Consider the following 20,870-nt stretch of genomic DNA (forward strand, 5'->3'; position numbering starts at 1 on the left):
ACGGGAAGCCTATGCCCACCCCCGGCCGTGACCTACGCGGCCAGTGCCTCCTCCTCACGGGAGACGCCCGTGCGGCCGGCGTACTGCTCGAGCAGCGCATCGGCCGTGCGCAGGGCGTCCTCGGCCGTGCGGGCCCCGGTCATCACGCACAGCGTGTAGGTGGTGTCCTCGAGTGTCCTGCTGGTCAGGCCGGTGGGGCACACGTCGTGTTCGATGCGCGCCTGAGCGAACCGAGCCAGGACCGAGCGCAGTTCCTTCTCCGCCGGAATGATCATTGTGGTGCGTCTCCCCTCACAAACCCCGCCGGTAACGGCCTCATGGCACCTGGCGGCCTCGATCGGGGACCGGGGCGTGTCAGGCAGAACACCGAATGCCCCACGCCGACAGGTCTACACCCCCCGTCACCGCGCACCTGGCGGCGCCGTCGGAGCAGCGTATGGAAAAATTAGTCGTACGGCGTTGCATACACCCCCAGGCCGGGGGTATTGGCCGGGTCGCTGCTGACGAGCAGACAGCTGGAACAGGGAGGGCCCCATCATGGCGACGATGACCGCACGGATCACCGAGCACACCACCACGGGCATGCCGGAGGTGGCGGACCCGTCCAAGGTGGCACCGAAGGACGCGCGGGAGTTGTCGAAGCTCTTCTTCCAGCAGCTGACGGTCCTCGAAGAGGGCACGCCGGAATACCAGTACGCGCGCAACACCCTCATCGAGATGAACATGTCCCTGGTCCGCTTCGCGGCCGGCCGGTTCCGCAGCCGCGGACCGGAGGAGATGGAGGACATCGTCCAGGTCGGCATGATCGGCCTGATCAAGGCCATCGACCGCTTCGAGCTGACCCGCGAGGTCGAGTTCACCTCCTTCGCCGTCCCCTACATCGTCGGTGAGATCAAGCGCTTCTTCCGCGACACCTCCTGGGCCGTGCACGTGCCCCGCCGCCTGCAGGAGGCCCGCGTCCAGCTGGCCCGGGCCACCGAGGAGCTGCGCAGCCGGCTGGGCCGCAACCCCACCACCAAGGAACTCTCCGAGCTGATGAGCCTGCCCGAGGACGAGGTCGCCGAGGCCCGCCTGGCGGCCAACGGCTACAACTCCGCCTCCCTCGACGCGGCCATCAGCGGCAGCGAGGACGGCGAGTCCGCCCTCGCCGACTTCATCGGCGCCGAGGACACCGCCCTCGCCCTCGTCGAGGACTTCCACGCGCTCGCCCCGATGATCGCCGAGCTGGACGAGCGCGACCGCCAGATCATCCACTGGCGCTTCGTGGAGGAGCTCACCCAGAAGGACATCGGCGAGCGCCTCGGCGTCTCCCAGATGCACGTCTCCCGGCTGATCTCCCGCCTGCTGGCCCGCCTTCGCGAAGGCATGCTCGACGCGGCCTGAGCCCGGGGCCCTCGACCGCGGGCCACCGGGACAGCGGGCGCCGCTCTCTCGCCGGGCGAAGGGCAGTGACCGGCGGAGAGCGGAACTATCGTAGGGACGGCGAACGTTCCGGCGAAGCGGGAGACGTCGGCGCGCAGCGCATCACACGGGGGTAACGTGGCGATTGACATGGGTGGGTCAGGGCAGAACGGTCCGTCGATACGACAGGCGCCGGACGGCGCGCAGACGGGTCCGCAGGGGATCTCGACGACGTTCCGGCGGGAGACCCTGCGGATCGCCGAGGCCCGTCGGGTCGCGGTCGAGTACCTCAGCGCCTCCCAGCGGGGCAGCGAGCACCCCGTGTCCGAGAGGGCGGCCGACGCCGTCCAGTTGGTGGTGAGCGAGCTCATCACCAACGCGGTGAAGTACGGGCGCGGGCTCATCGAACTGACCCTGTCCCGCACCGACGACACGCTGACCGTCACCGTGCGGGACGGTGGCACCACGCTGCCGGTCCGCAGGTCGGCCGATCCCGGCCGGGTGGGGCAGCACGGTCTGGAGATCGTGGCCGCCCTGAGCCAGTCCCTCGAGATCCGGCCCGAGGCGGCCGGCAAGCGGGTCACGGCGCTGATCGCGCTCCGTTAGACGGTGCCCGTCCCCGTCCGCCGGACGGCGCCGGGCCTCTCAGCCGAGGCTGACGTGGAGGCGTACGGTCGTGCTGTTCTGAGCTGTGTGCACCTCGAGCAGGTCGCACAACTGGCGCACCACCCACATGCCGTGGCCGCGTTGCCGCTGCGGGTCGGGGGGCAGATAGCCCACGAACCAGCCGGAGTCGTTGTCGCCCGTGCTGGTGACGTCGCACACCACACGCCGGCCCGAGCGTCGCATCACCAGCTCCCCGGCGCCTCCGCCGTGCTGGACCGCGTTGGTGGCCACCTCGTTGACCGCGAAGACCAGACGCCGGGTCCCGTCCTCGGACAGGCCCATCCGGACGGCGGACGCGGCGACTTCGGCCCGCACGGCCGACAGGTCGGGTCCGAAGCGCATGACGAGGTCTCCGTCCTCCGTGCCCAAGGGCTGGAGCGGCCGTCGCCAGCCGTCCTCGGCCGTCGGATCCACGTACCGGTCGCTGGGCAGGACGGTCGCCGCCGCCTCTATCACCGGATGGGTCCGGCGGGCCCCTGCCACCACGTTCTCCGGCAGGACACGGGTGTCGTAGGGGCAGACGATCCAGGCCGGGCAGTCGGCGAAGGCCACGTTGACGGCGGCCTCGTAGCGGGTCCACTCGGCCGTCTCCAGCGCGTCCCTGGAGGTCCAGACGGGCTCACCGATGACGCGTACCCGTCGGTGCCCCCCGGTGCCGGTGAGCCGGTCGACGTACCGGTAGTAGTCGCCCAGCGTGCGACCGGGCGTGCGGTACCACTCCTCGGCGTCCGCGAAGTCGATGTGGGCACGGACCCCGTCGAGGGCCTGCCGCAACAGGTCCGTGTTGCCCGGGGTGGTCACCGCCAGCACGGCGTCGCCCTGTTCCAGTCCGTCCAGGCAGAACGGCACCGTCGCGGCGAGGAACTCGTCGTCGCTGCCGTAGATCAACGCCTGGTGGGCGAGGTTGCCGCCGTGCGCGGGCAGCGGGTCCAGGGTGAGCGGCTCGGTCACGCGGTGGCCCTCCGCGGGGTGACGACCAGGGCCGGCGTCTCGTCGAACCCGACCATGCTGATCACCTGGCAGAGCAGGGGCGCCAGTTCCACCACGTGGAGTCGCCGGCCCGGCTCCAGCCCGGCCGCGCGCCGGGACAGGGTGCGGACCCCGGCGAGGTCGATGAACTCCAGGTCCGTCATGTCCACCCGGAGGTCGCCCGGCCAGGACACCACCGTGTCCAGCGCCGCGGCGAGGGCGTGCGTGGTGCGGTGATCGACGCTGCCGGCCACGCGCAGTGCCCGATGCCCGGCGTGGAAGGTCGGGAGCAGTCGGAGCGTACCGTCGTCGTGGAGGGGCTGGGCCTCCACGGCTCCGGGGTGGCACCGGTCGAATCCGTCCAGCTGCGCGCTGGTGAAGCGGCGTGCGTCGTACTGGCAGATGGCGGACGCCTTCTGCCCGGCGAAGACCGAGTTGACCTTGGTCTCGTACTCGCCGAGCCGGTCGGCGCCGGGAACGGCACGCAGGGCCCAGCCCATCTCACCGCTCACCCGGAACCCGGTGTAGCCGCCGGCCAGCGAGTCCCTGACCTCGCGCTCCAGGACGGTCACCATGTCGTCGGCGTCGAAGGAGCCGGACGCCAGGTAGGTCTCGTCGGCCGTGGTCACCACGAGCTGACCCGTCTCCAGCGCGGGACCGGGATCGACACCCGCCCCGCTCAGCCAGCCGATGACGTCCGCCGGGGCGCACTGGTCGGCGAAGTACATGACCCGCTCACCGCGCTCCATTCCGGCGGACAGGTAGGCCGTGACCACCCGGCGCTGCTCGTCGTCATCGGCGAACGCCAGGCACAGGTGATCACCGTGCTCCATGTCACGGACCCGGCGTTCCGTACGCTCGTGTGTGAGCACTGCGGTCCCCAACCCCTCCCCCACCGCTCCGATCGGCCAAGGCCCCACGTCTCGTGCGGCTGGACGCGTGTACCGGCCAGTCTAGTCCGTCCCCGGCCCGCCGACACCGTCGCCGCCGAAGAAGCGGGAGGGCGTGACCGGGCCCGGTCACCCTCCCAGGGAGGCGATGGCGGCCGCGGTGGTGGGGTGGAAGGTGAAGACCTGGTCGAGTCCGACGACGGAGAAGACGCGCATCTGGTCCGGATTGACCCCCGCCAGGCTGAGCGGAGAGCCGGTCGCCTGCGCTCTCTGGTAGGCGCTGATGAGCACGGTGATACCCGTGGAGTCGCAGTAGGTCAGGTCGGACAGGTCGATGACCACGCCGCTGTCTTCGAAGGGGGCGTCGTTGACCGCCTGGGTCAGCAGCTGGGCGGTGTGGTGGTCCAACTCGCCCGACACCTCCAGGACGAAGGTTCCCGACGGGGTCGCGTGCGGGGTGACGGTCAACAGGTGTTCGGAGTCGGTCACCGGTTCTCCTGGGGACGGGGTTCGATGGGGACGGGTACGGACAGCGCGAGGACGGCGGTGTCGTCACTGACGCCCTCGCCCAGACGCTCCAGCAGCGCCTCGACCGACCGCAGCAGTTCGTCGGCCGTGCGCGGCGCCGTCTCGGTCAGGTGACGGGTCAGACCGTCCTCGTCGAGCATGGTGCCGTCCGCGGTGCGCGCTTCGGTGAGACCGTCCGTGTACAGCAGGAGGCATTCACCCGGGAGGAGCCGTGTGGTGTTCTGCACGAACTGCGGGTCGGGCAGCATGCCGACGAGCTGTCCCCCCGCCGTCGAGATCGCCTGCACGGTTCCGTCCGCGCGCACCGCGAGGGCGGAGGGATGCCCGCCGCCGGCCAGCGTGATGGCGTGGGAACCGTCGGGCAGGGGCTGCAGGACGCCGAAGACCGCGGTGCAGTAACGCGGGTCACTGCCCTGGTACTCCCCCTTGAGGACGGCGTCCAGGTTGGCCAGCGCCGTGCACGGATCCGGGTCGTAGATGGCGGCCGCGCGCAGGGTGTAGCGGGTCAGCGAGGTCAGCGCGGCGGCGTCCGCCCCCTTGCCGCACACGTCGCCCAGGAAGAACGCCCACCGGCCGTCGTCCAGGGGGAAGAGATCGTAGAAGTCTCCGCCCACCTCGTCCGGTGACGCCGTGTGGTACGCCGCCGCCGCCTGCAGGCCGGGGACGTCGGGCAGGGCGGGCGGCAGCAGCGTGCGCTGCAGGGCTCGGGCGAGGCGCTCCGCCTCGGCGCGCCGCTCGCGTTCGGCCGCGACCGTGCGCATGGCCGACAGCCGCAGCTCCAGCTCGTCCATGACGAGCGCGGCCAGGTCCTGGAGGGCCTCGAGCTGGTCGTCGGTGGGTTTGCGGGGCCGGGTGTCCAGGACGTCCACGGTGCCCAGGCGCTGTCCGTCGGCCGTGGTGATGGGCGCGGCGGCGTAGAAGCGGACGCCGAGGTCGCCGCGGACCAGGGGGTGGGCGAACGCGCGGCTGTCGGTGTCGGTGTCGGTCACCACGTAGGGCTCGCCGTGGAGGATGGCCGAGGCGCTCAGGCCGGGCGCGCGGTCGGTCTCGGTGACGCCGCCGATCCCGTGGGCGGCCTTGAACCACACGCGGTCGGTGTCGACGATCGCCACGGTGGCCATGGGCGCGTCGAAGAGGCGTGCCGCCAGGGACGCGATGCGGTCGAAGGCACCGTCGGGCGGTGTGTCCAGTACCTGGTAGCGGCGGACGGCGGCCAGCCGCGCCTCCTCGGCGACCGGTAGCGCCGGGCCGGCCTGCACGGGGCTCGCCGTCATCGTCTCCCCTGCTCCTCGCGTCCGGCCGCTGTGACCGTCCGGGCGGTGTGTACCCGGTCGGCTGGCTTATCCTACGAAGTCGTCGCACGTGGTGGGCAGGCCCCCGGGCTTTTCCGGGTACGCGGCGACCGCAGTGGCGATGCAGGTGCCTTCCCCCGGAGCTGTCCTCGGGCGGCGGTGGGCGGTCGGCAAGGAGTCAGGCGAGAGACGGCGTCCCGCGGGCCCGCCGTCTCGGCTGCCTGTCGGCGGCGTGAGGGAAGGGGCCCGGTGGAGCGTTCGCACGACGCTGCCTGTGAGACCGCGTCAGCGGTCGGAACAGGCGTGTTCACTGCCGACCAGGAGATCGGCCAGGATCTGGCCCGCGTGGACTGGTCGGCGACCGCGCTGGGCGCGCCGGAGCAGTGGCCGCAGAGTCTGCGGACCGCGGTGAGCATCCTGCTGTCCTCCCGGTTCTCGATGTGGATGGCGTGGGGTCCGGACCTCACGTTCTTCTGCAACGCCGCCTACCGGCGGGACACCCTGGGCGCCAAGTACCCGTGGGCCCTGGGCCGGCCGGCCGACGAGGTGTGGGCGGAGATCTGGGACGACATCGGCCCGCGCATCGACACCGTCATGAGCACGGGCGAGGCGACCTGGGACGAGGGCCTGCTGCTGTTCCTGGAGCGGTCCGGGTACACGGAGGAGAGCTACCACACCTTCTCCTACAGTCCGCTGCGGGACGACCGGGGCACCGTGGTCGGCATGCTCTGCGTGGTCAGCGAGGACACCGAACGGGTCATCGGCGCACGCCGGATGGCGACCCTGCGCGATCTCGGCTCCGATCCCAGCGTGGTCCGCACCGAGCAGGAGTGGCTCGCCTTCGCCAACCAGCAGCTGAACGGCAACCGGCGGGATCTGCCGTTCACCCTGACGTACCTCCTGGGGGACGACGGTTCGGCCCAGCTGGCGGACGCCACGGGACTGGCCGGGGGTCACCCCGCCGCGCCCGCGACGCTGCCGGCCGACGGCTCCGGTGTCTGGCCGGTTGCGGCGCCCGCGCGCGGCGAGTCGGTGCTGGTGTCGCTCGAAGACGCCCCGTTCGGTGAGCTGCCGGCCGGCGACTGGCCGCGCTCGCCCTCGCAGGCGCTGGTGCTGCCGCTGCTCCAGCAGGGCGGCTCTCCTTACGGGTTCCTGGTGGCCGGGCTGAACCGCTACCGGTCGCTGGACGACACCTACCGCGGCTTCGTCGAGCTGGTCGCGGGTCACCTCGCGGCGGGCATCGCCAGCGCCCGCAGTTACGAGGCCCAGCAGCGGCGGGCCGAGGAACTCGCGGAGCTGGACCGGGCCAAGACGGCCTTCTTCTCCAACATCAGCCACGAGTTCCGCACTCCGCTGACCCTGATCATGGGACCGGTGGAGGAACTCCGCTCGCAGCTGGCCGGAGCCGACGCCCAGGTGAGGGAAGAGCTGGACGTCGTCCACCGCAACGGACTGCGCCTGGGCAAACTGGTCAACTCCCTGCTCGACTTCTCCCGCATCGAGGCCGGCCGGATGCAGGCCCGCTTCGAACCGGTCGACCTGTCCCTGGTCACCGCCGACCTGGCCAGCGTGTTCCGCTCCGCCGTCGACAAGGCCGGTCTGGACTTCCACATCGACTGCGCCAAGCTCCCCGAGCCGGTGTACACCGACCGGGGCATGTGGGAGAAGGTGATCCTGAACCTGCTGAGCAACGCGCTGAAGTTCACCTTCGACGGCTCGATCCGCGTGGGCGTACGCGCCGAGGACACGCACGCCGTCGTGACCGTCGCCGACACCGGCATCGGCGTGCCCGCGGCGGAGATGCCGCGCCTGTTCGAGCGGTTCCACCGGATCGAGAACGCCCGGTCCCGTTCCAACGAGGGCAGCGGTATCGGGCTGGCCCTGGTCAAGGAGCTGGTGGGGCTGCACGGCGGCACGATCACCGCCGACAGCACCGAGGGAGGGGGCACCTGCTTCACCGTCCGTCTGCCGTTCGGGGCGGCCCATCTGCCCTCCGACGCCCTCGCACCCTCCCAGGACGGCCGGGGTTCGTCGACCGCCGACCCCTACGTGCAGGAGGCGCTGCGCTGGCTGCCGGACGAGGTGGCCTCCGACGCCCGCACCACGGTGACCGCCGCCGACCCGTCGGGGTACGCGACCGCCCCCACCGTCTCCGCGCGTGTGCTCGTCGCCGACGACAACGCCGACATGCGCGAGTACCTCACGCGGCTCCTGGTCGGCGCCGGGTACGAGGTGGACACCGTCGACGACGGTCTGGCGGCCTTGGAGGCCGTCCGGGCCCACGCCCCCGACCTGGTCATCAGCGATGTGATGATGCCCGGCCTGGACGGCCTCGGTCTGGTGGCCGCTCTGCGCACCGACCCACGGACCGTGTCGGTGCCCGTGGTGCTGCTGTCCGCGAGGGCCGGGCAGGAGGCGTCCATCGAGGGTCTGCAGGCCGGTGCCGACGACTATCTCGTCAAGCCGTTCGCCGCGGCCGAGCTCCTCGCCCGGGTGCGGGCCAACGTCGAGCTGGCACGGCTGCGCAACCACCAGGCGCGTTGGCGCAAGGCACTGGTGGACTCCCTGCAGGAGGCGTTCTTCGTCTGCGACGAGGAAGGCGCCGTCATCGAGATCAACACGGCCTTCACCGACATCCTGGGCTTCGATCCCGAGGGCCTGCCCTACCGGCCGGTGCACCCCTGGTGGCCGGACGCCGAGCGCGACCCGGAGGCGTACCGCGAGGTGGGCGAGGCCTTCGCGCAGGTGCTGAACGATCCCAAGGGGTCGTACACCATTCCCGTCGTGCACCGCGACGGTCACCGGCTGTGGGTGACCGCCACCTTCAACCGGGCGCAGGATCCGGACACCGGACGCCAGGTGACCGTGGGCACCTTCCGCGACGTCACCGCCGAGCACTACAGGGTGCAGCGCGAGAGCGCGCAGGCCGCCCTGAACATGCGGCTGACGCAGGCGACCAGCCTGTCGGAGGCCCTCGCGGGCTCGCTCACGGTGCTCAAGGACCTGTGGCGTGCGGAGTGCGTGCTGGCCGCGGTCGCGCCCACCGGGCAGGAGGTGTCGGTGACGGCGACCGACGCCGACCTGCGCTGGCAGGACCTGTCCGCCGAGCGCCGGGAGCAGTTGTCGGGCTGGCTCGAAGGGCCGCTGCTGACGCCCGTCGACGACGCCGACGGCGCGGGCATCACCGTCAGCCATCCGGAGGGGGCGATGGTGTTGTGGATCGACCTCGGCGAGCACCGGCCCTTCGCCGGTGAGGAGAACCGGCTGCTGCTGTCCCTCCTCGCCGGCCAGCTCGCCCAGGGGCTGGCCCGCGCCTACCAGATCGACCAGCAGCGCGAGACGGCGATCGCCCTGCAGCGCTCCATCCTCGGGCCGTCCGACCTCCCCGAGGGCTTCGCCGTCCGCTACGAGCCCGCCACCCGCCCGCTGGAGGTCGGCGGTGACTGGTACGACACCGTCCGGCTCCAGGACGGCCGCATCGGGATCGTCGTCGGGGACTGCGTCGGCCGCGGTCTCGAAGCGGCCACCGTCATGGGTCAGTTGCGCAGCGCGTGCCGCGCCCTGCTGCTGCAGGACTCCAGCCCGGCACAGACCCTGATGGCTCTGGACCACTTCGCCGCCGGCGTTCCGGGCGCGATGTGCACCACCGTGTTCTGCGGGGTCCTCGATCCGGACACCGGCAGCCTCACCTACTCGAGCGCCGGCCATCCGCCGGGGATCCTCAGCCACCCCGACGGCACCCTGGTCCTGCTCGACGAGGGCCGCTCCCTGCCGCTGGCGGTCCGTCCGGGCAGGGAACGCCCCGAAGGCACCTGTACCGTGCCCGCCCGCGCCACGCTGCTGCTGTACACCGACGGTCTCGTCGAGCGTCGTCGGCGCCCGTTGACGGCGGGCATAGACCAGGCCGGCGAAGCCGTCCAGGCGGGCCGCGACGTGGCGGTCGACGATCTCGCCACACACGTCATGTCGCAACTGGCGCCTTCCGGCGGCTACGACGACGACGTGGCTCTGCTGCTGTACCGCCACCCGGCCCCCCTGGAGGTGGCCTTCCCGGCCGAGTCCTCGCAGCTGGCGCCGGTCCGCAAGGCGCTGCGCAGTTGGCTCGACCAGTGTGAACTCCCCCCGCACATGGTGCAGAACGTCCTGGTGGCGGCCGGGGAGGCGTGTGCCAACGCGATCGAGCACGGCCACCGGGACGCTCCCGGCGACACGGTGCGCCTGCGCGCCGAGGCACTGGTCGACGACCTGCGCCTGACGGTGGCCGACACCGGCCGTTGGAAGGCGCCGCAGCCCGTGGCGAACAGCCACCGCGGCCGGGGCGTGGCCCTGATGCGGGCGCTGATGCACCAGGTCACCATCACCTCCGGCACCGCCGGCACCACCGTCGACATGCACACGAGGATTGCCTGATGAGCACGCTTCTGACCCTGACTCCCAGTCGACGGCCCGACGGTGTCCATCAGTTGACAGCCGTCGGTGAGATCGACATGAGCAACACCGACGCGCTCGCCAGAGCGATCGAGACGACGCAGGGCCCTCTCGTCCTGGACCTGACCGAGGTCGAGTACCTCGACAGCGCGGGACTGAGCGTCCTCTTCCGCCACATCGACCGCCTCCAGCTCATCGCCTCCCCGCTCCTCGCACCGGTGCTGGAGGTCTCCGGGCTGTCGGAACTGACCACCGTGCGCGGCCCGGGCAACGCCTGACCGTCCGTCCGGGCGCCCCGGGCCGCATGGGGCCGGCGCGGGGCGGGCACCGGGCGAGGGGCGTCGGGGCACGGCGGGTCAGGAGTTCTCCGGTTTCCTGAACCGGCTGCGCTGGGTCGCCCACAGGGCCTTCTGCGCGACCAGGGTCAGGGTGCCCGCCACGACGATGCCGAAGAGGTTCAGCAGCAGCTGTTCGCTGGAGCCCACCATCTGGTCGGTGTCACCGAAGCTGAGCGCGACGGCCGCGTTGGCGGCGGCCGGGACCGTGGTGACGGAGATCGCCACGCCCACCAGGGCGCCGGACTTCGCAGAGGTCAGCGACAGCGTGCCCGCGATACCGGCGAGGATCGCCACCACGAAGGAGAAGGCGTCGGGGGCGTAGACGAAACCGGTGTTGGGCCTCTCGCCCTCCAGCATGCCCTCGGTGAACAGGCCGAACCCGGCCATGATCCAGCTGAAGCCCACCGTCACCGCCATCGCCACCGCGAAGCCCACCAGCAGGGCGATCAGTGAGCGCAGCGCCAGGCGCGGGGCACGCTGCACGATGGCGGTGCAGATGCCGGCCAGCGGACCGAACTCCGGGCCGACCGCCATCGCTCCCACGATGAGGATCGCGTTGTCGAGCACCACGCCGCAGGCCGCGATCATCGTGGCGATGGTGATGAAGGCGACGTAGGTGATGGAGAGGGTCGACTCCTCGTGCGTCGCCTCTTCCAGTTGTTCCCACAGCACCGCGTCGGCGGGCTCGCCCGGCGCGTCCTTCTCCGCCTTGTCGGCGCGCTCGGACAACGACAGGTCGATGTTCTCGGCGGTGATGGCGCCGCAGTGGTCGATGCCCAACGCTCTGAGTCCGCCGACGACTTCGTCGCCGGCCTCCCGGGCAACGTCGCACATGACGACGTCGCCCTGGGGGTCGCGGGCGACGCCGGGCAGCACGACCAGGTGGGTGGTGCCCACCGTCCGCTCGATGAGATGGACCACCTCGTCGGTGCGGTCGGCGGGGGTGATCACGCGCAGATGCAGCATCCGGTATTTCTACCGGATGCCGCGACCGCCCGTCACAGCGCGCGGGGTCCGTACCGCGGCCGCCCGTGGCCGTCCCGGCCGCTCCGTGCCCCGTCGCCGGACGGCCTGGGAATTGGCCCATGGTCCTGGCCCTCGATTGCACCACTCACCTGGTCAACTCACCGCCCAGAATGGCGAGTACAAGGGCATCGAGGGAGCCCGCCAACAGGGGAGAGCACGAGATGAGCGACATGCGTACCGACTTCGCGCCGGTTGTGACCCGGGCCGACGAGGCGGAGACGACGAGCGACCCCAGCAGCACGATGACGCTGCTGGCCGACTCCGAGGCGACGGGCGGGCTGTTGACCAGCTACCGTTCGACCTTCGCCGAGGGCGCGGTGGGCGCTCCGGCGCACTTCCACGCCCGGGCCGCGGAGATGTTCTACGTCGTCGACGGCTCCCTGCGCGTCCTGACGGGCGAAACGGTGACCGTGCTCGGCGCCGGCGACTTCCTGCTCGTGCCGCCGCACACCCCGCACGCCTTCGCCGCGGCCCCCGGGTGCACGGCCGACGTGCTGTTCACCTTCACTCCGGGGATGGCGCGCTTCGACTACCTGCGGCTGCTGGGCCGGGTCATGCGCGGCGAGGCGGGCTTCGAGGAGATCGAGGCGTCCTCGGAGCGCTTCGACAACCACTACGTGGACAGTCCGGTGTGGAACGCCGCCCTGGCCACGGGCTGAACCCCGTGCGCGGTGCCCCCGCGGGCGGCGGGCGGCGGCACGTCGGCCGGCCCGGTGGACCGCCCGGGTGCCGTCACGGCCAGGGGTCGGTGGGACGCACCGTGTCGAAGGCCAGTCCGCTGGAGCTCTCTCCCGTCCCGGGGCTCTTCTCCCTGCGCACCCAGCTGTGCCACGAGCCGTCGCACCAGCGGGCCAGCACCGGGCGGCGGACGACGTGCACCCCGTCGCGCGGCACCTCCTCCTCGTGCACCCACAGATGGGGGGTGATCAGCCGGCCCTCGGGGGCCGCGTCGCGGCCGGGGCCGGTGAGCGGGGTCAGCCGGAAGTGGATCCGGTCGGGGGCGACCGCCTCCGGAACGAGCGGGAACCAGTAGTCGGGAACGATGCTCTGCACGGCGTACGCGGGCAGTTCTCCGGCCACCGCCGGTTCGGGCGGCCGGGCGCGCGCCCAGCGGTCCCGGCGGTCGACCTGCTCGCCCCGGTCGTCGGTGAAGTGGTGCTGCACGGCCCACGCCAGGTTGGCCAGTTCGTCGCGGGCCAGCATCACACGCTCCAGCGGCTGCCCCGACTGACCGCGTTCGGTGGGCAGCATCAGGAGCCCCGTCGCGGCGGGGTGGTCCGGATCCGGACCGCTCAGCTGGAACATCGACCATCTCGGGTCGTCCCGGCCGGCGCGCCGCACCAGGTGGTGGCGGCCGAAGACATCGCGTACCAGCAGCTGGTCCAGCACGGTCAGGGAGGCGGTGGGGACCTCCAACGGGACCAGGAACCAGTCGTTGCCGAAGACCGTGGCGAACGAGATCAGCAGCAGCCGTCCGGTGTCGAGTGTGGAGACGTCCGCCGCCCCCAGGTCGACGCGGGCGTCCTCCATCTCCCAGAACCGGTCGGCGGGCAGCCCGCCGTAGCGCACCGTCGCGGGGAGGCTCTCCTCGGTGAACGAGAGGCGCTCCCCCGGCGGCGCCCCCACCGCGTCGGGGTCCGGATGCACGTCCAGCGAGTACCAGTCGAGGCCGTCGCCGTGGTACTCCGCGGCGCGCAGCACCGTCCCTGCGGCGGACAGTTCGACGGCGTACTCGAAGCGGTTGGGGTCGAAGCAGTCCGGACCGTGCTCGGCCTGCCGGCCGGCCCACCAGCCGCGCCAGGCGGCGAGTACCTCGCCGAGCCGCGGGTCCGGTCCGTCCGCGAGGGTGCCCGCGTCGAGCGCCGCCGCCACCGACGCCGCGTCGGGTATCCGGCCGGCGAGCAGGCCGACCAGGCTCGCGTCCGGTTCCCCGGTCCGCAGCAGGTGAGGGGTGAGCGCGTCGAGCGCGGTGGCGGGCAGGGCGGCGTCGTGACACATCCTCAGCAGTGCGGCGCCTCCCTCGGCGCGCAGCCGCTGGTCGGCCGGGGACGGCGGCTCGTCCTCGATGGCGGTGTCCAGCGGGCCGAGGCGCGGGTCGTAGCGCACCCAGTCGGCGGCTGCGGCGGGCCGCCAGGCGTCGATGGGAGCGCTGGCGCCGGTCATCCGTACCACCGCCGGGGAACCCGCGTCCTGGGCGGCGAACTCCCCGAACTGCCACTGCCGGGTCAGGAGCCACAGCGGGTCGTGCACCCGGGCCGCCAGACCCGACTCGACGTCGGCGGTGCGGTGCGTGGTCTCCAGCCGGAACGGCCCCTGCGGGTCGGTGTTCGGCCGCTCGGTCTCGATCCGGGACAGGGCGGTGCCGGTCGCGCCCTGCTGGGAGATGCTGATCGCCGGGAGCAGGTCGTCGAGTCGTTGCAGGTCGTCGCGGTCGACGGCGCGCAGCCGGGCCAGGTCCAGGGTCTCGCGCAGCACCTGGACCAAGGCGTCGGCGGTCCAGCCGCGGCCGAGGTCCGGGGGGACCGCGAGGAGCATGCTGTGCGGGGCCTTGGCGTCCGGGCGGTCGTAGTGGAAGGCGACTCCGGTGAGTTCGGTCTGCGGGGCCGGCGGGGACGTCTGCGCGGGCTGTTCGGAGCCGGGCAGGAGCTCGATCCACTCGTCGAGGACGAGGCCGGTGACCCTCGCGTCGGGCGCGAGGTCGGCCGGTGCGTGCCAGACCAGGTGGGTCGTCGCGGGCGGGCGCTGCCCGGCCGGGAAGGTGCCGCCGATCCAGGCGTCGCCGTCGAGGGTCGGATGCTGGGCCGCGCGCAGTCGTTCGGCTCGTCCGGCCCGCGCGCCGGCCAGCAGCAGGGTCTCGTGCAGGGCGCGTACGGCGGGGCGGACGGCCGCGTTGCGCCCGAGCCAGTCCTCGATACCGGCTCCGGGCAGCTCGGCGCGGCTCGATGGCGGCGGTGTCGGCCCGCTCAGGACGGGCAGCAGCGGCAGGTCCGCGCCGAGGACGTCGGCCAGGGCCGTCCTGGCCCGCGACAGCCAGGCGTCGCTCGTGTCCGGCGTGAGCTGCCGCGCCGCAAGGGCGCGCAGTTCGGCGGTGGCGGGGTGGTCGACCGCCCGCGGGCTGTCGGCGAAGGCGGCCAGTCGCGCCTGGACGGCGGCCGGGTCGGCCGACCGCCCGGCCGGTTCCTCGGGCAGCTGGGCGGGCAGCAGTGGCTGGGCGGTGGACAGCAGCGTCCTGATCCGGGTCGCCGTGCCGTGCAGCGCGCTCCAGGCGGGTCCGGAGAAGGCGACCGGGGTGTCCGCCGCCACGCCCTGGGCACCGCGCACCGCTCGGTGCAGTCCGATCGGTTCGACGGCCGCCGCGTCCAGTACCGTGCTCAGCGCGCCCAGCCCCAGGCCGTCGGCGCCGAGTTCGAACTCCTGCCCGTCGCCCAGCCGGCCACCGAGCGCCCAGCCCGCCGCCGGACCGAGCAGGTGGGCGACCCAGCTCTCCAGTTCGGGGTGCAGATCGGCCACCGGATCGCTCGGCCAACCGGTCGGCCCGGTGGGTCCGGCGGGCAGCAGCACGGCCGTGCGGTGCGTCAGCGCGCGTGCCCGGTGCGGGGTACGCAGCACGCGGAAGGTGTCGGGTACGTCTTCGCCGCGGCCGAGGGTGTCCGCGGTCAGGCCGGCACGGATCGGGTTGCCGCCCACGAGTTGGTGGACGCTCTCGGCCAGCACCAGGTCGCCGACCGCGTCGAGCGCGTCCGCGAGGTCCTCCAGCAGCGGTGTCACCGCCGCCCGGTCCGGGTCGGCCCGGACCACCGGTTCCCCGTCGATGACGCTGGACCGGTCGCAGGCGGCCGTCCCGGCCCGGGCCAGGGCCATGCCGTCGACGACGTTGCGCGCGGAGATCGCCTCGGCGCTGCGGGCCCACAGGTCGGCGTCGGCTTCCGGCACCGGGGTCTCGGGCACCACGGGGAGGGGGAACTGCCGTCGGAACCGCTCGACGAGGTGGTCCAGTGCGGCATCGTGCAGGGCCCGTTCGAAGCGGTAGCCGAGCAGCGGTCCCAGGGTCTGGCCCTGGCGCACGCCGCCCAGCAGCCAGCGGGCGACCCGGGCGCGGCGGGAGGTGAGGTCGACGGCGTAGCTCTGCTCGTCGGGGTTGCCCAGGAAACCGGAGCGCAGGACGGCCGCCGTGGCCGCGTGCTGGAGCGAGGGGGCGTGGATGTAGCCGTCCTCGGCAGACACCTCGACGGGGGTGTCCGCTCCGTCCAGGACGATGTCCTGCTGCTCCCGCGCCCGCGGTGGGCCGAGGTTCTCCACCCAGCCGTACGCCCCGAGCCGGGTGCCGACGACGCCACCCGCCCTCAGGTCGCCGAGCCGGGCCGACGCCAGGGAGGTGATCCAGGCGTCCAGGCGGTGCGCGTGGACGTCCACGACCTCCATGAGCAGCTCGGGCAGACGGGTCACGGGCACGGCCGCGAGGGCCCGCAGCGCCTCCTCGAATCGGGGCAGCGCGGTCGCGGCCTGCCGGGCGGCCTCGACGCGGGCCGCGCGGTCCTGGTCGCTCAGTCCTTCCAGCACATCGGCCACCAGCTGGTCCACTTCGCCGGTCACGGCCAGCGCCCGGCGCAGCGGATCGTCCGTGCTCTCGCCGAGGTCGCCGTGGAAGGTCGACCAGTTGGGCAGGAAGAGCAGGGCGTCGAGGAGTCCTGTGCCGTCCGGTTCGGTGTCCGGCCCGGCGGTCGGCTCGTCCGGCGCGGTGTCCGGCGTGCCTTCTCCCGGTGGTCCCCCGCCGTCCGGTGGCTGTTCCCCGGCCGGTGGTTCGCCCTCGGCTGCCGGTTCCTCCTGCGGGGTGGGGAGGTCGAAGAAGGTGCCGCGCCGGGGTGGTGTCTCCCGGCCCGTGGACAGCTCCACCGGCCACGCCAGGTCGTACGCCGGTGCGTCCAGCTCGCCCGCCAGGAAGGCCCGTACGGCGCCGAGGTAGTCCGCGGTCGCCGTGGCCCGGGCCGGGAAGGCCTCCGGGTCGGGGGCGATCCGGTCGACGAACGCCGGGACGCCGGTCTCCTCGTCCAGTCCCCAGCCCAGGAAGGTCGTGCCGTCGCCGCTCGTGGTCCAGCGCACCGCCGCGTCGGGCGGTATCCCGGGCAGGCCCGTGCGGGCCGGGGGTGCGTCGCGCTCGGTGCTGGGCACGGCGAACCGGGGCCCGTTCATCCGGCGCATGGCCAGACCGGTCGCCACCGGCAGCCGCCGCAACGCCTCCACCGCGACCCCGTCCACCGGCTCGCCCGGCCGGATCCTGGGGACGGGGTCGACGGTGCTCTCGTCGTTCAGCACGCTGCGCCAGCACTCCCGCAGCCGCCGCAGCCACGGTGCGAGCAGCGCTCCCGCGTCGTCGACGCGTTCGGCGCGCCAGTCGTCCAGCGCGGTGACGGGCAGGACTCCGTACGGCTGCCGGCCGACCCGGAGCACGGGGAGCGGACCACGGCTGCGGACCTGCCGGGCGAGATGGTCGCGGACCGCGCGCCAGGGTCCTTCGGGAGCGAAGGCGGTTCCCTCCCTGGTGCCCAGGTCGAGTGTGGTCAGCGCCGCCTCGGCGAAGCCCTTGCCGAGGGTGGGCCAGGTGAGCAGGGTGAGGGCCGCCACGGCCGCGGGATCGGTGTCGGCCGCGCCGGGACAGGAGCGGAGGAAGCCGGCGTCGGGGAGGCCGAGTGCCTCGGCCAGCGCGTCCGCGACGGGCCGCTCCCCCGTCTCGGGGTCGGGGTCGGGGCCCGGGAAGGCGGGTGCCGAGGACCAGCCGGAGCGACTGCGGGGCGTGTTGTTGGTGGGGGTGCCCGAAGGCAGCAGACCGAGCCCGCCGCCGAAGCGGTGCCCCTGCAGCAGGTCGCGCAGCAGGGCCGCGCCGTCCGCCGGGGTGTCCTCACGCACACCGACGACGAGCAGTTGGTCGAGGTGTTCCGTGCTCTCGGGCGGGAAGACCAGCTCGGTGCCCATTCCGGCCTTGAGGGCTTCGAACCAGTCGGTCTCCCAGCCCTCCTCCTCGCCGCGCAACAGGCCGATGGGCAGCGGGTCGGGGATCGGGCGGCCGAGTTCGTCCACCACCACCTGGCCGTCGCGCAGTCCGAGGAAGCGCCACCGCTTCGGCATCCGCACCCCGTGACCGCGGCGCTCCAGCGGATCGTCGGGGCGCGTCACGGGCGGCGGAGCGCCCGGGCGGCAGGCGTGGACCGTCCAGGACGCCCGAGCGGGACGCAGCTCGGTCAGTACCTGCTGCCAGGCTTCCGGGCCCGGGTTCTGCCAGTAGGCGGTTCCCGCCCGGGCCTCGGCGGGGGTCAGGGCGGGCTCGAACCAGGAGAGCTGGAGGTCGTCCGGGTAGACCCGCACCCGCAGGGTCCGCGGCTCCCACCAGATGGTCTCCAGCCGTACCGGAAGCAGAGCGATCGGTGCGGTGTTGTCGTCGGGGAACAGGGCCTCCCCCTCGCCGAGGGCCAGTCTCAGCTCCTCCTGGGCCGCGGCGGCCAGCTCGGTCAGCTGCTGGGCCCTGCTCTGCAGCTCCGGCAGTGCGGCCTCGGCCTGGGCGAGGAGCACGGCGGACGGCACCGTGTCGGGGAAGTTGGGGTCGGCAAGGCCCGCCGCGACGTGGGCCCGTAGGCGCAGCACCACGGCCGACTGCTCGTCGGCGAGCGCCTGGGCGGCGTCCGCTTCGGTGCGGGCCCGGTCCGCCTGTGCGCGGGCGGCGAACGCGTCGGTCATGTCGGGGCTCCTGTCCTCGTGACGGGGGTCAGCCGCCCAGCAGCCTGGAGACCCGGAAGGCCAGCTGGAACGGCTGCTGGAAGGCGATGCGCGCCATGTCGGCCGCGTCACCGGCCCACACGGCCGAGCCCTCCGCGGGCGGGGCGGGCGGGGGCGGGTCCAGCGGGACGCTCCCCAGGGCGTCCACGTCGAGGCCCTCCCATGTGAGGTGGGCCCAGGTCTCCATCGGATCGGGCTGCGGTCCGGTGTCGAAGCCGAACTGGGTGCCCTGCATCGGTTCGCGGAACACGAAGAACCAGTCCTCGGTCCGGGCCCGTTCCTCGCTCAGACCGGCGAACAGGTACAGCACGGTGGACTCGTCCAACGCCATCGGAGTGGCCGCCACCCCGTCGAACGCGGGCGGCAGTCTGCCGTCCACCCCCGGTACGGCGACCAGGGAGGTGGCGGGGAAGCGACGCAGCAGCGCGCCGCGCACGAGCAGCGCCAGGTCGCCCGCGTGTCCGGTGCGCAACCGGCTGCCCAGCGGGGCGTCGGGCGGCCACAGCGCGATCTCCTCGACGTCGGCGTCGTCGCCGGGCCAGAACCGGGCGAACGGGGTGCCGCGCTGGTCGGTGGGGAACTCCCGCCAGAGCAGTTCCCGGTTGAACTCGTGGTTGAGCCCGACCAGCAGCGCGGCGATGAACTCGGGGTTGGTCTCCACCAGGGTCACCGAGTCGGGTGGCAGGGACTCGATGCCCGGGAGGGCCCACTCGGGCCAGCGGGAGAGCAGCTCTCCGGCGATCGGCACGGTGAACCTCGGGTGGGTCATGATCGGCCGCAACGGCCGGGAGGGGTCTTCGGTGCGCTGGGCCCAGAAGTCGCCGGGGACACGGTCGGCCATGCGCAGGACCTGCTGGTGCGTGGGGCTGAGCCGGTCGCGCAGTTCGGTCGGCAGGCCGGGGCTGCCGGGCGTTTCCTCGACGGTCGCGCCCATGGTCCGCAGGCTCCGCACGAGGACCGGTTCGGCTGGTGCGCTCCCCCCGTCCGTGCCGCGGTGGGCGCGGCGGGACAGGGCTCCGTTGGCGCGGGTCAGCCGGCTGAAGGACGTACTGGCCGCTCCGGTCGGCACTTCCTCCGCCGTGGCGAGCATGGTGGCCAGCGTGGTGGCGTCCGCGTCCGGCCGGAGGGCGGACACGGTCAGGCGTGCGCTGACCGGCGCCAGCAGGGTGACCAGGTCGGCCAGGCCCAGCGGGCCGAGGTGTTTCTCCTTGGCGCGCTCGGCCGCGGCGGCGGCCAGTTCCCCCGTGGCCAGCAGCCGGTTCGCCCGCCGGATCTCGCCCGCCTGCTCCCAGGCCCGGGCCATCAGGAACTCCTGCTCCAGTTGCACGTAGCGGGTGCCGAGTGCGGCGGCCACTCTGCGGCGGACCTCCAGATTGAGTGCGGACATCCAGCTGTCCGGTGCGGTGGGCACGGTCTGCTCTCCGGTGTGGTGGCTGCCGTAGAGCGGCGGTCCCACGGCGGCGGCCCGTCGGTCCTCCGCGGCACCGTCCGGGCCGACCACGGGTTCCGGGGCCGGTCCGCGGAGGCGGGCCGCTGCGTTCAGGCGTTCCGCGAGCAGGGTGCGGAAGCGTTCCTGGGCGGCGGGGTCGGTCCAGGTCTCGGGCACCGTCGTGCCCGGTGGTCGGAGTGCCCCGTCCATGGCCACGGTGGCCGGCCCCGGGGAGGGCTCGGCGGGCCAGGGACGGCCGACGTCGAGGGTGCGGCTGCCGAGTCCGGCCTCGGCCGCGGGGCGGAACACCAGGCGGCGTGCCAGTGCCTCGAAGGTGCCCGCCTCTCCGGTACGGAAGGTCCACCAGTGGTAGACGGGCAGGTCTACCGTGCCGGTGCCGGTGAGGGGCCAGGCGTCGTCCGTGGCCGCTCCGACGGATGCCGCGCGCAGTCCCACGTCCCGTCCGGCGGCGGTGGCGGGCACCACCGCGGCGATCCAGCCGCGGTCGGGGGCGAGCCGGCGTGGGCACAGCAGCCGTGCGACGACGCCCGGCGAGTGGTCGCGCGCGCCCTGCTCGACGAGGCGCCTCGCGCTCTCCGTCTCGGTGACGGTGTCCGGCAGACGCGCTTCGACGTGGGCCCAGGCCCATCGCTCGGTGAGCCGGGGCAGCGCGGCGACCGGAGCGGTGAGCACGGGCAGCGGGTGAGCGGGCCGGGGTGGGGCCGCCTCGTCGTCGGCCAGCACGATCAAGGCGAGCCAGGGCTGCGGTGTCGGCGGGACGAGCCCCGGCACCATGGCCGGGGACAGCAGCCAGGGCAGGTCGGCGTGGGCCAACTCGACCCCGGCCAGTACGTTCTCCGGGGCGTCGGGCGTCCCGGGGCGCGGTTCCTCGCGCAGGACCGTGCCGGGGTCGAAGCCGAGCACGTCTCCCGGGCCGACCAGCGCGAGATCCGGCCCCGGCACCGTCGGGCCCTCGTGGCGGCCCTCGATGTCACGACCGAAGCGCACCGAGGTCCGCAGCACCTGTCCGGTGGCCGAGGCGCCGGCGCCGATCCGCGCCCAGGAGAAGAACCATCGCGTGCTCATGCGTCGCTCCCCACGGGAGAGGGCGTCCGGGTGGGTGCGCCGTCCCGGG

13 protein-coding genes are annotated in these 20,870 nt (G+C 73.2%); 5 read left to right on the forward strand and 8 right to left on the reverse strand.

Annotated features, from left to right (window positions below):
• Positions 1 to 32 precede the first annotated feature (32 nt).
• Positions 33 to 275 (reverse strand): DUF5133 domain-containing protein, encoded by a 243-nt coding sequence (locus ACZ6EG_RS06200; protein ID WP_391968851.1) that lies wholly within the window; start codon positions 273 to 275, stop codon positions 33 to 35.
• A gap of 262 nt (positions 276 to 537) precedes the next feature.
• On the opposite strand from ACZ6EG_RS06200, the gene ACZ6EG_RS06205 reads away from it, so the two are divergent.
• Together ACZ6EG_RS06205 and ACZ6EG_RS06210 are read left to right on the forward strand one after the other, a co-directional pair.
• Positions 538 to 1,383: an RNA polymerase sigma factor SigF gene (locus ACZ6EG_RS06205; protein ID WP_391968852.1), complete on the forward strand. Its 846-nt coding sequence runs from the start codon at positions 538 to 540 to the stop codon at positions 1,381 to 1,383.
• A gap of 168 nt (positions 1,384 to 1,551) precedes the next feature.
• Positions 1,552 to 2,007 carry an ATP-binding protein gene (locus tag ACZ6EG_RS06210; RefSeq protein ID WP_391968853.1) on the forward strand — a complete coding sequence of 152 codons (456 nt, stop codon included), beginning with the start codon at positions 1,552 to 1,554 and terminating at the stop codon, positions 2,005 to 2,007.
• Positions 2,008 to 2,046: 39 nt separating this feature from the next.
• Here the strand turns inward: ACZ6EG_RS06210 and ACZ6EG_RS06215 are convergent, their stop codons facing one another.
• The 4 genes from ACZ6EG_RS06215 to ACZ6EG_RS06230 form a co-directional block, all read right to left on the reverse strand.
• Positions 2,047 to 3,018, reverse strand: a complete 972-nt coding sequence (locus ACZ6EG_RS06215; RefSeq protein ID WP_391968854.1) for an anti-sigma factor RsbA family regulatory protein — start codon at positions 3,016 to 3,018, stop codon at positions 2,047 to 2,049.
• Entirely contained in the window at positions 3,015 to 3,869 is an 855-nt protein-coding gene (locus tag ACZ6EG_RS06220) for an MEDS domain-containing protein (protein WP_469602054.1), read from the reverse strand. The genes ACZ6EG_RS06215 and ACZ6EG_RS06220 overlap by 4 nt, the downstream gene beginning before the upstream one ends.
• 186 nt (positions 3,870 to 4,055) lie before the next feature.
• Positions 4,056 to 4,415 carry an STAS domain-containing protein gene (locus ACZ6EG_RS06225; protein WP_469602057.1) on the reverse strand — a complete coding sequence of 120 codons (360 nt, stop codon included), beginning with the start codon at positions 4,413 to 4,415 and terminating at the stop codon, positions 4,056 to 4,058.
• The gene (locus tag ACZ6EG_RS06230; RefSeq protein WP_469602060.1) at positions 4,412 to 5,728 is read right to left on the reverse strand and encodes a PP2C family protein-serine/threonine phosphatase; all 1,317 of its coding nucleotides are present in this window, start codon (positions 5,726 to 5,728) and stop codon (positions 4,412 to 4,414) included. The genes ACZ6EG_RS06225 and ACZ6EG_RS06230 overlap by 4 nt, the downstream gene beginning before the upstream one ends.
• A gap of 267 nt (positions 5,729 to 5,995) precedes the next feature.
• On the opposite strand from ACZ6EG_RS06230, the gene ACZ6EG_RS06235 reads away from it, so the two are divergent.
• The gene (locus ACZ6EG_RS06235) at positions 5,996 to 10,156 is read left to right on the forward strand and encodes a SpoIIE family protein phosphatase (RefSeq protein WP_391968857.1); all 4,161 of its coding nucleotides are present in this window, start codon (positions 5,996 to 5,998) and stop codon (positions 10,154 to 10,156) included.
• The gene (locus ACZ6EG_RS06240) at positions 10,156 to 10,452 is read left to right on the forward strand and encodes an STAS domain-containing protein (protein WP_391968858.1); all 297 of its coding nucleotides are present in this window, start codon (positions 10,156 to 10,158) and stop codon (positions 10,450 to 10,452) included. Before ACZ6EG_RS06235 ends, ACZ6EG_RS06240 begins: the two co-directional genes overlap by 1 nt.
• Positions 10,453 to 10,530: 78 nt before the next feature.
• Here ACZ6EG_RS06240 and ACZ6EG_RS06245 read toward each other — a convergent pair whose 3' ends face one another.
• Positions 10,531 to 11,478: a DUF389 domain-containing protein gene (locus ACZ6EG_RS06245; RefSeq protein ID WP_391968859.1), complete on the reverse strand. Its 948-nt coding sequence runs from the start codon at positions 11,476 to 11,478 to the stop codon at positions 10,531 to 10,533.
• 221 nt (positions 11,479 to 11,699) lie between these two features.
• Between ACZ6EG_RS06245 and ACZ6EG_RS06250 the strand changes: the two genes are divergently transcribed.
• On the forward strand, positions 11,700 to 12,197 hold the full coding sequence (locus ACZ6EG_RS06250) for a cupin domain-containing protein (RefSeq protein ID WP_391968860.1): 498 nt from the start codon (positions 11,700 to 11,702) through the stop codon (positions 12,195 to 12,197).
• 73 nt (positions 12,198 to 12,270) lie between these two features.
• Here the strand turns inward: ACZ6EG_RS06250 and ACZ6EG_RS06255 are convergent, their stop codons facing one another.
• Both ACZ6EG_RS06255 and ACZ6EG_RS06260 read right to left on the reverse strand, forming a co-directional pair.
• Positions 12,271 to 18,267 (reverse strand): hypothetical protein, encoded by a 5,997-nt coding sequence (locus ACZ6EG_RS06255; protein WP_469602065.1) that lies wholly within the window; start codon positions 18,265 to 18,267, stop codon positions 12,271 to 12,273.
• A 28-nt stretch (positions 18,268 to 18,295) separates the two neighbouring features.
• Positions 18,296 to 20,821 carry a hypothetical protein gene (locus ACZ6EG_RS06260; RefSeq protein WP_469602068.1) on the reverse strand — a complete coding sequence of 842 codons (2,526 nt, stop codon included), beginning with the start codon at positions 20,819 to 20,821 and terminating at the stop codon, positions 18,296 to 18,298.
• Between the last annotated feature and the right edge of the window lie 49 nt (positions 20,822 to 20,870).

Source organism: Streptomyces sp. NPDC041968 (genome assembly GCF_055589025.1).

What these genes read in the sequence shown, in the direction of transcription:
- ACZ6EG_RS06260 (WP_469602068.1), bottom strand. Translation starts at nt 20,821, where the DNA reads ATGAGCACGCGATGGTTCTTCTCCTGGGCGCGGATCGGCGCCGGCGCC.
- ACZ6EG_RS06245 (WP_391968859.1), bottom strand. Translation starts at nt 11,478, where the DNA reads ATGCTGCATCTGCGCGTGATCACCCCCGCCGACCGCACCGACGAGGTG.
- ACZ6EG_RS06230 (WP_469602060.1), bottom strand. Translation starts at nt 5,728, where the DNA reads ATGACGGCGAGCCCCGTGCAGGCCGGCCCGGCGCTACCGGTCGCCGAG.
- ACZ6EG_RS06200 (WP_391968851.1), bottom strand. Translation starts at nt 275, where the DNA reads ATGATCATTCCGGCGGAGAAGGAACTGCGCTCGGTCCTGGCTCGGTTC.
- ACZ6EG_RS06205 (WP_391968852.1), top strand. Translation starts at nt 538, where the DNA reads ATGGCGACGATGACCGCACGGATCACCGAGCACACCACCACGGGCATG.
- ACZ6EG_RS06240 (WP_391968858.1), top strand. Translation starts at nt 10,156, where the DNA reads ATGAGCACGCTTCTGACCCTGACTCCCAGTCGACGGCCCGACGGTGTC.
- ACZ6EG_RS06220 (WP_469602054.1), bottom strand. Translation starts at nt 3,869, where the DNA reads ATGGAGCACGGTGATCACCTGTGCCTGGCGTTCGCCGATGACGACGAG.
- ACZ6EG_RS06250 (WP_391968860.1), top strand. Translation starts at nt 11,700, where the DNA reads ATGAGCGACATGCGTACCGACTTCGCGCCGGTTGTGACCCGGGCCGAC.
- ACZ6EG_RS06255 (WP_469602065.1), bottom strand. Translation starts at nt 18,267, where the DNA reads ATGACCGACGCGTTCGCCGCCCGCGCACAGGCGGACCGGGCCCGCACC.
- ACZ6EG_RS06210 (WP_391968853.1), top strand. Translation starts at nt 1,552, where the DNA reads ATGGGTGGGTCAGGGCAGAACGGTCCGTCGATACGACAGGCGCCGGAC.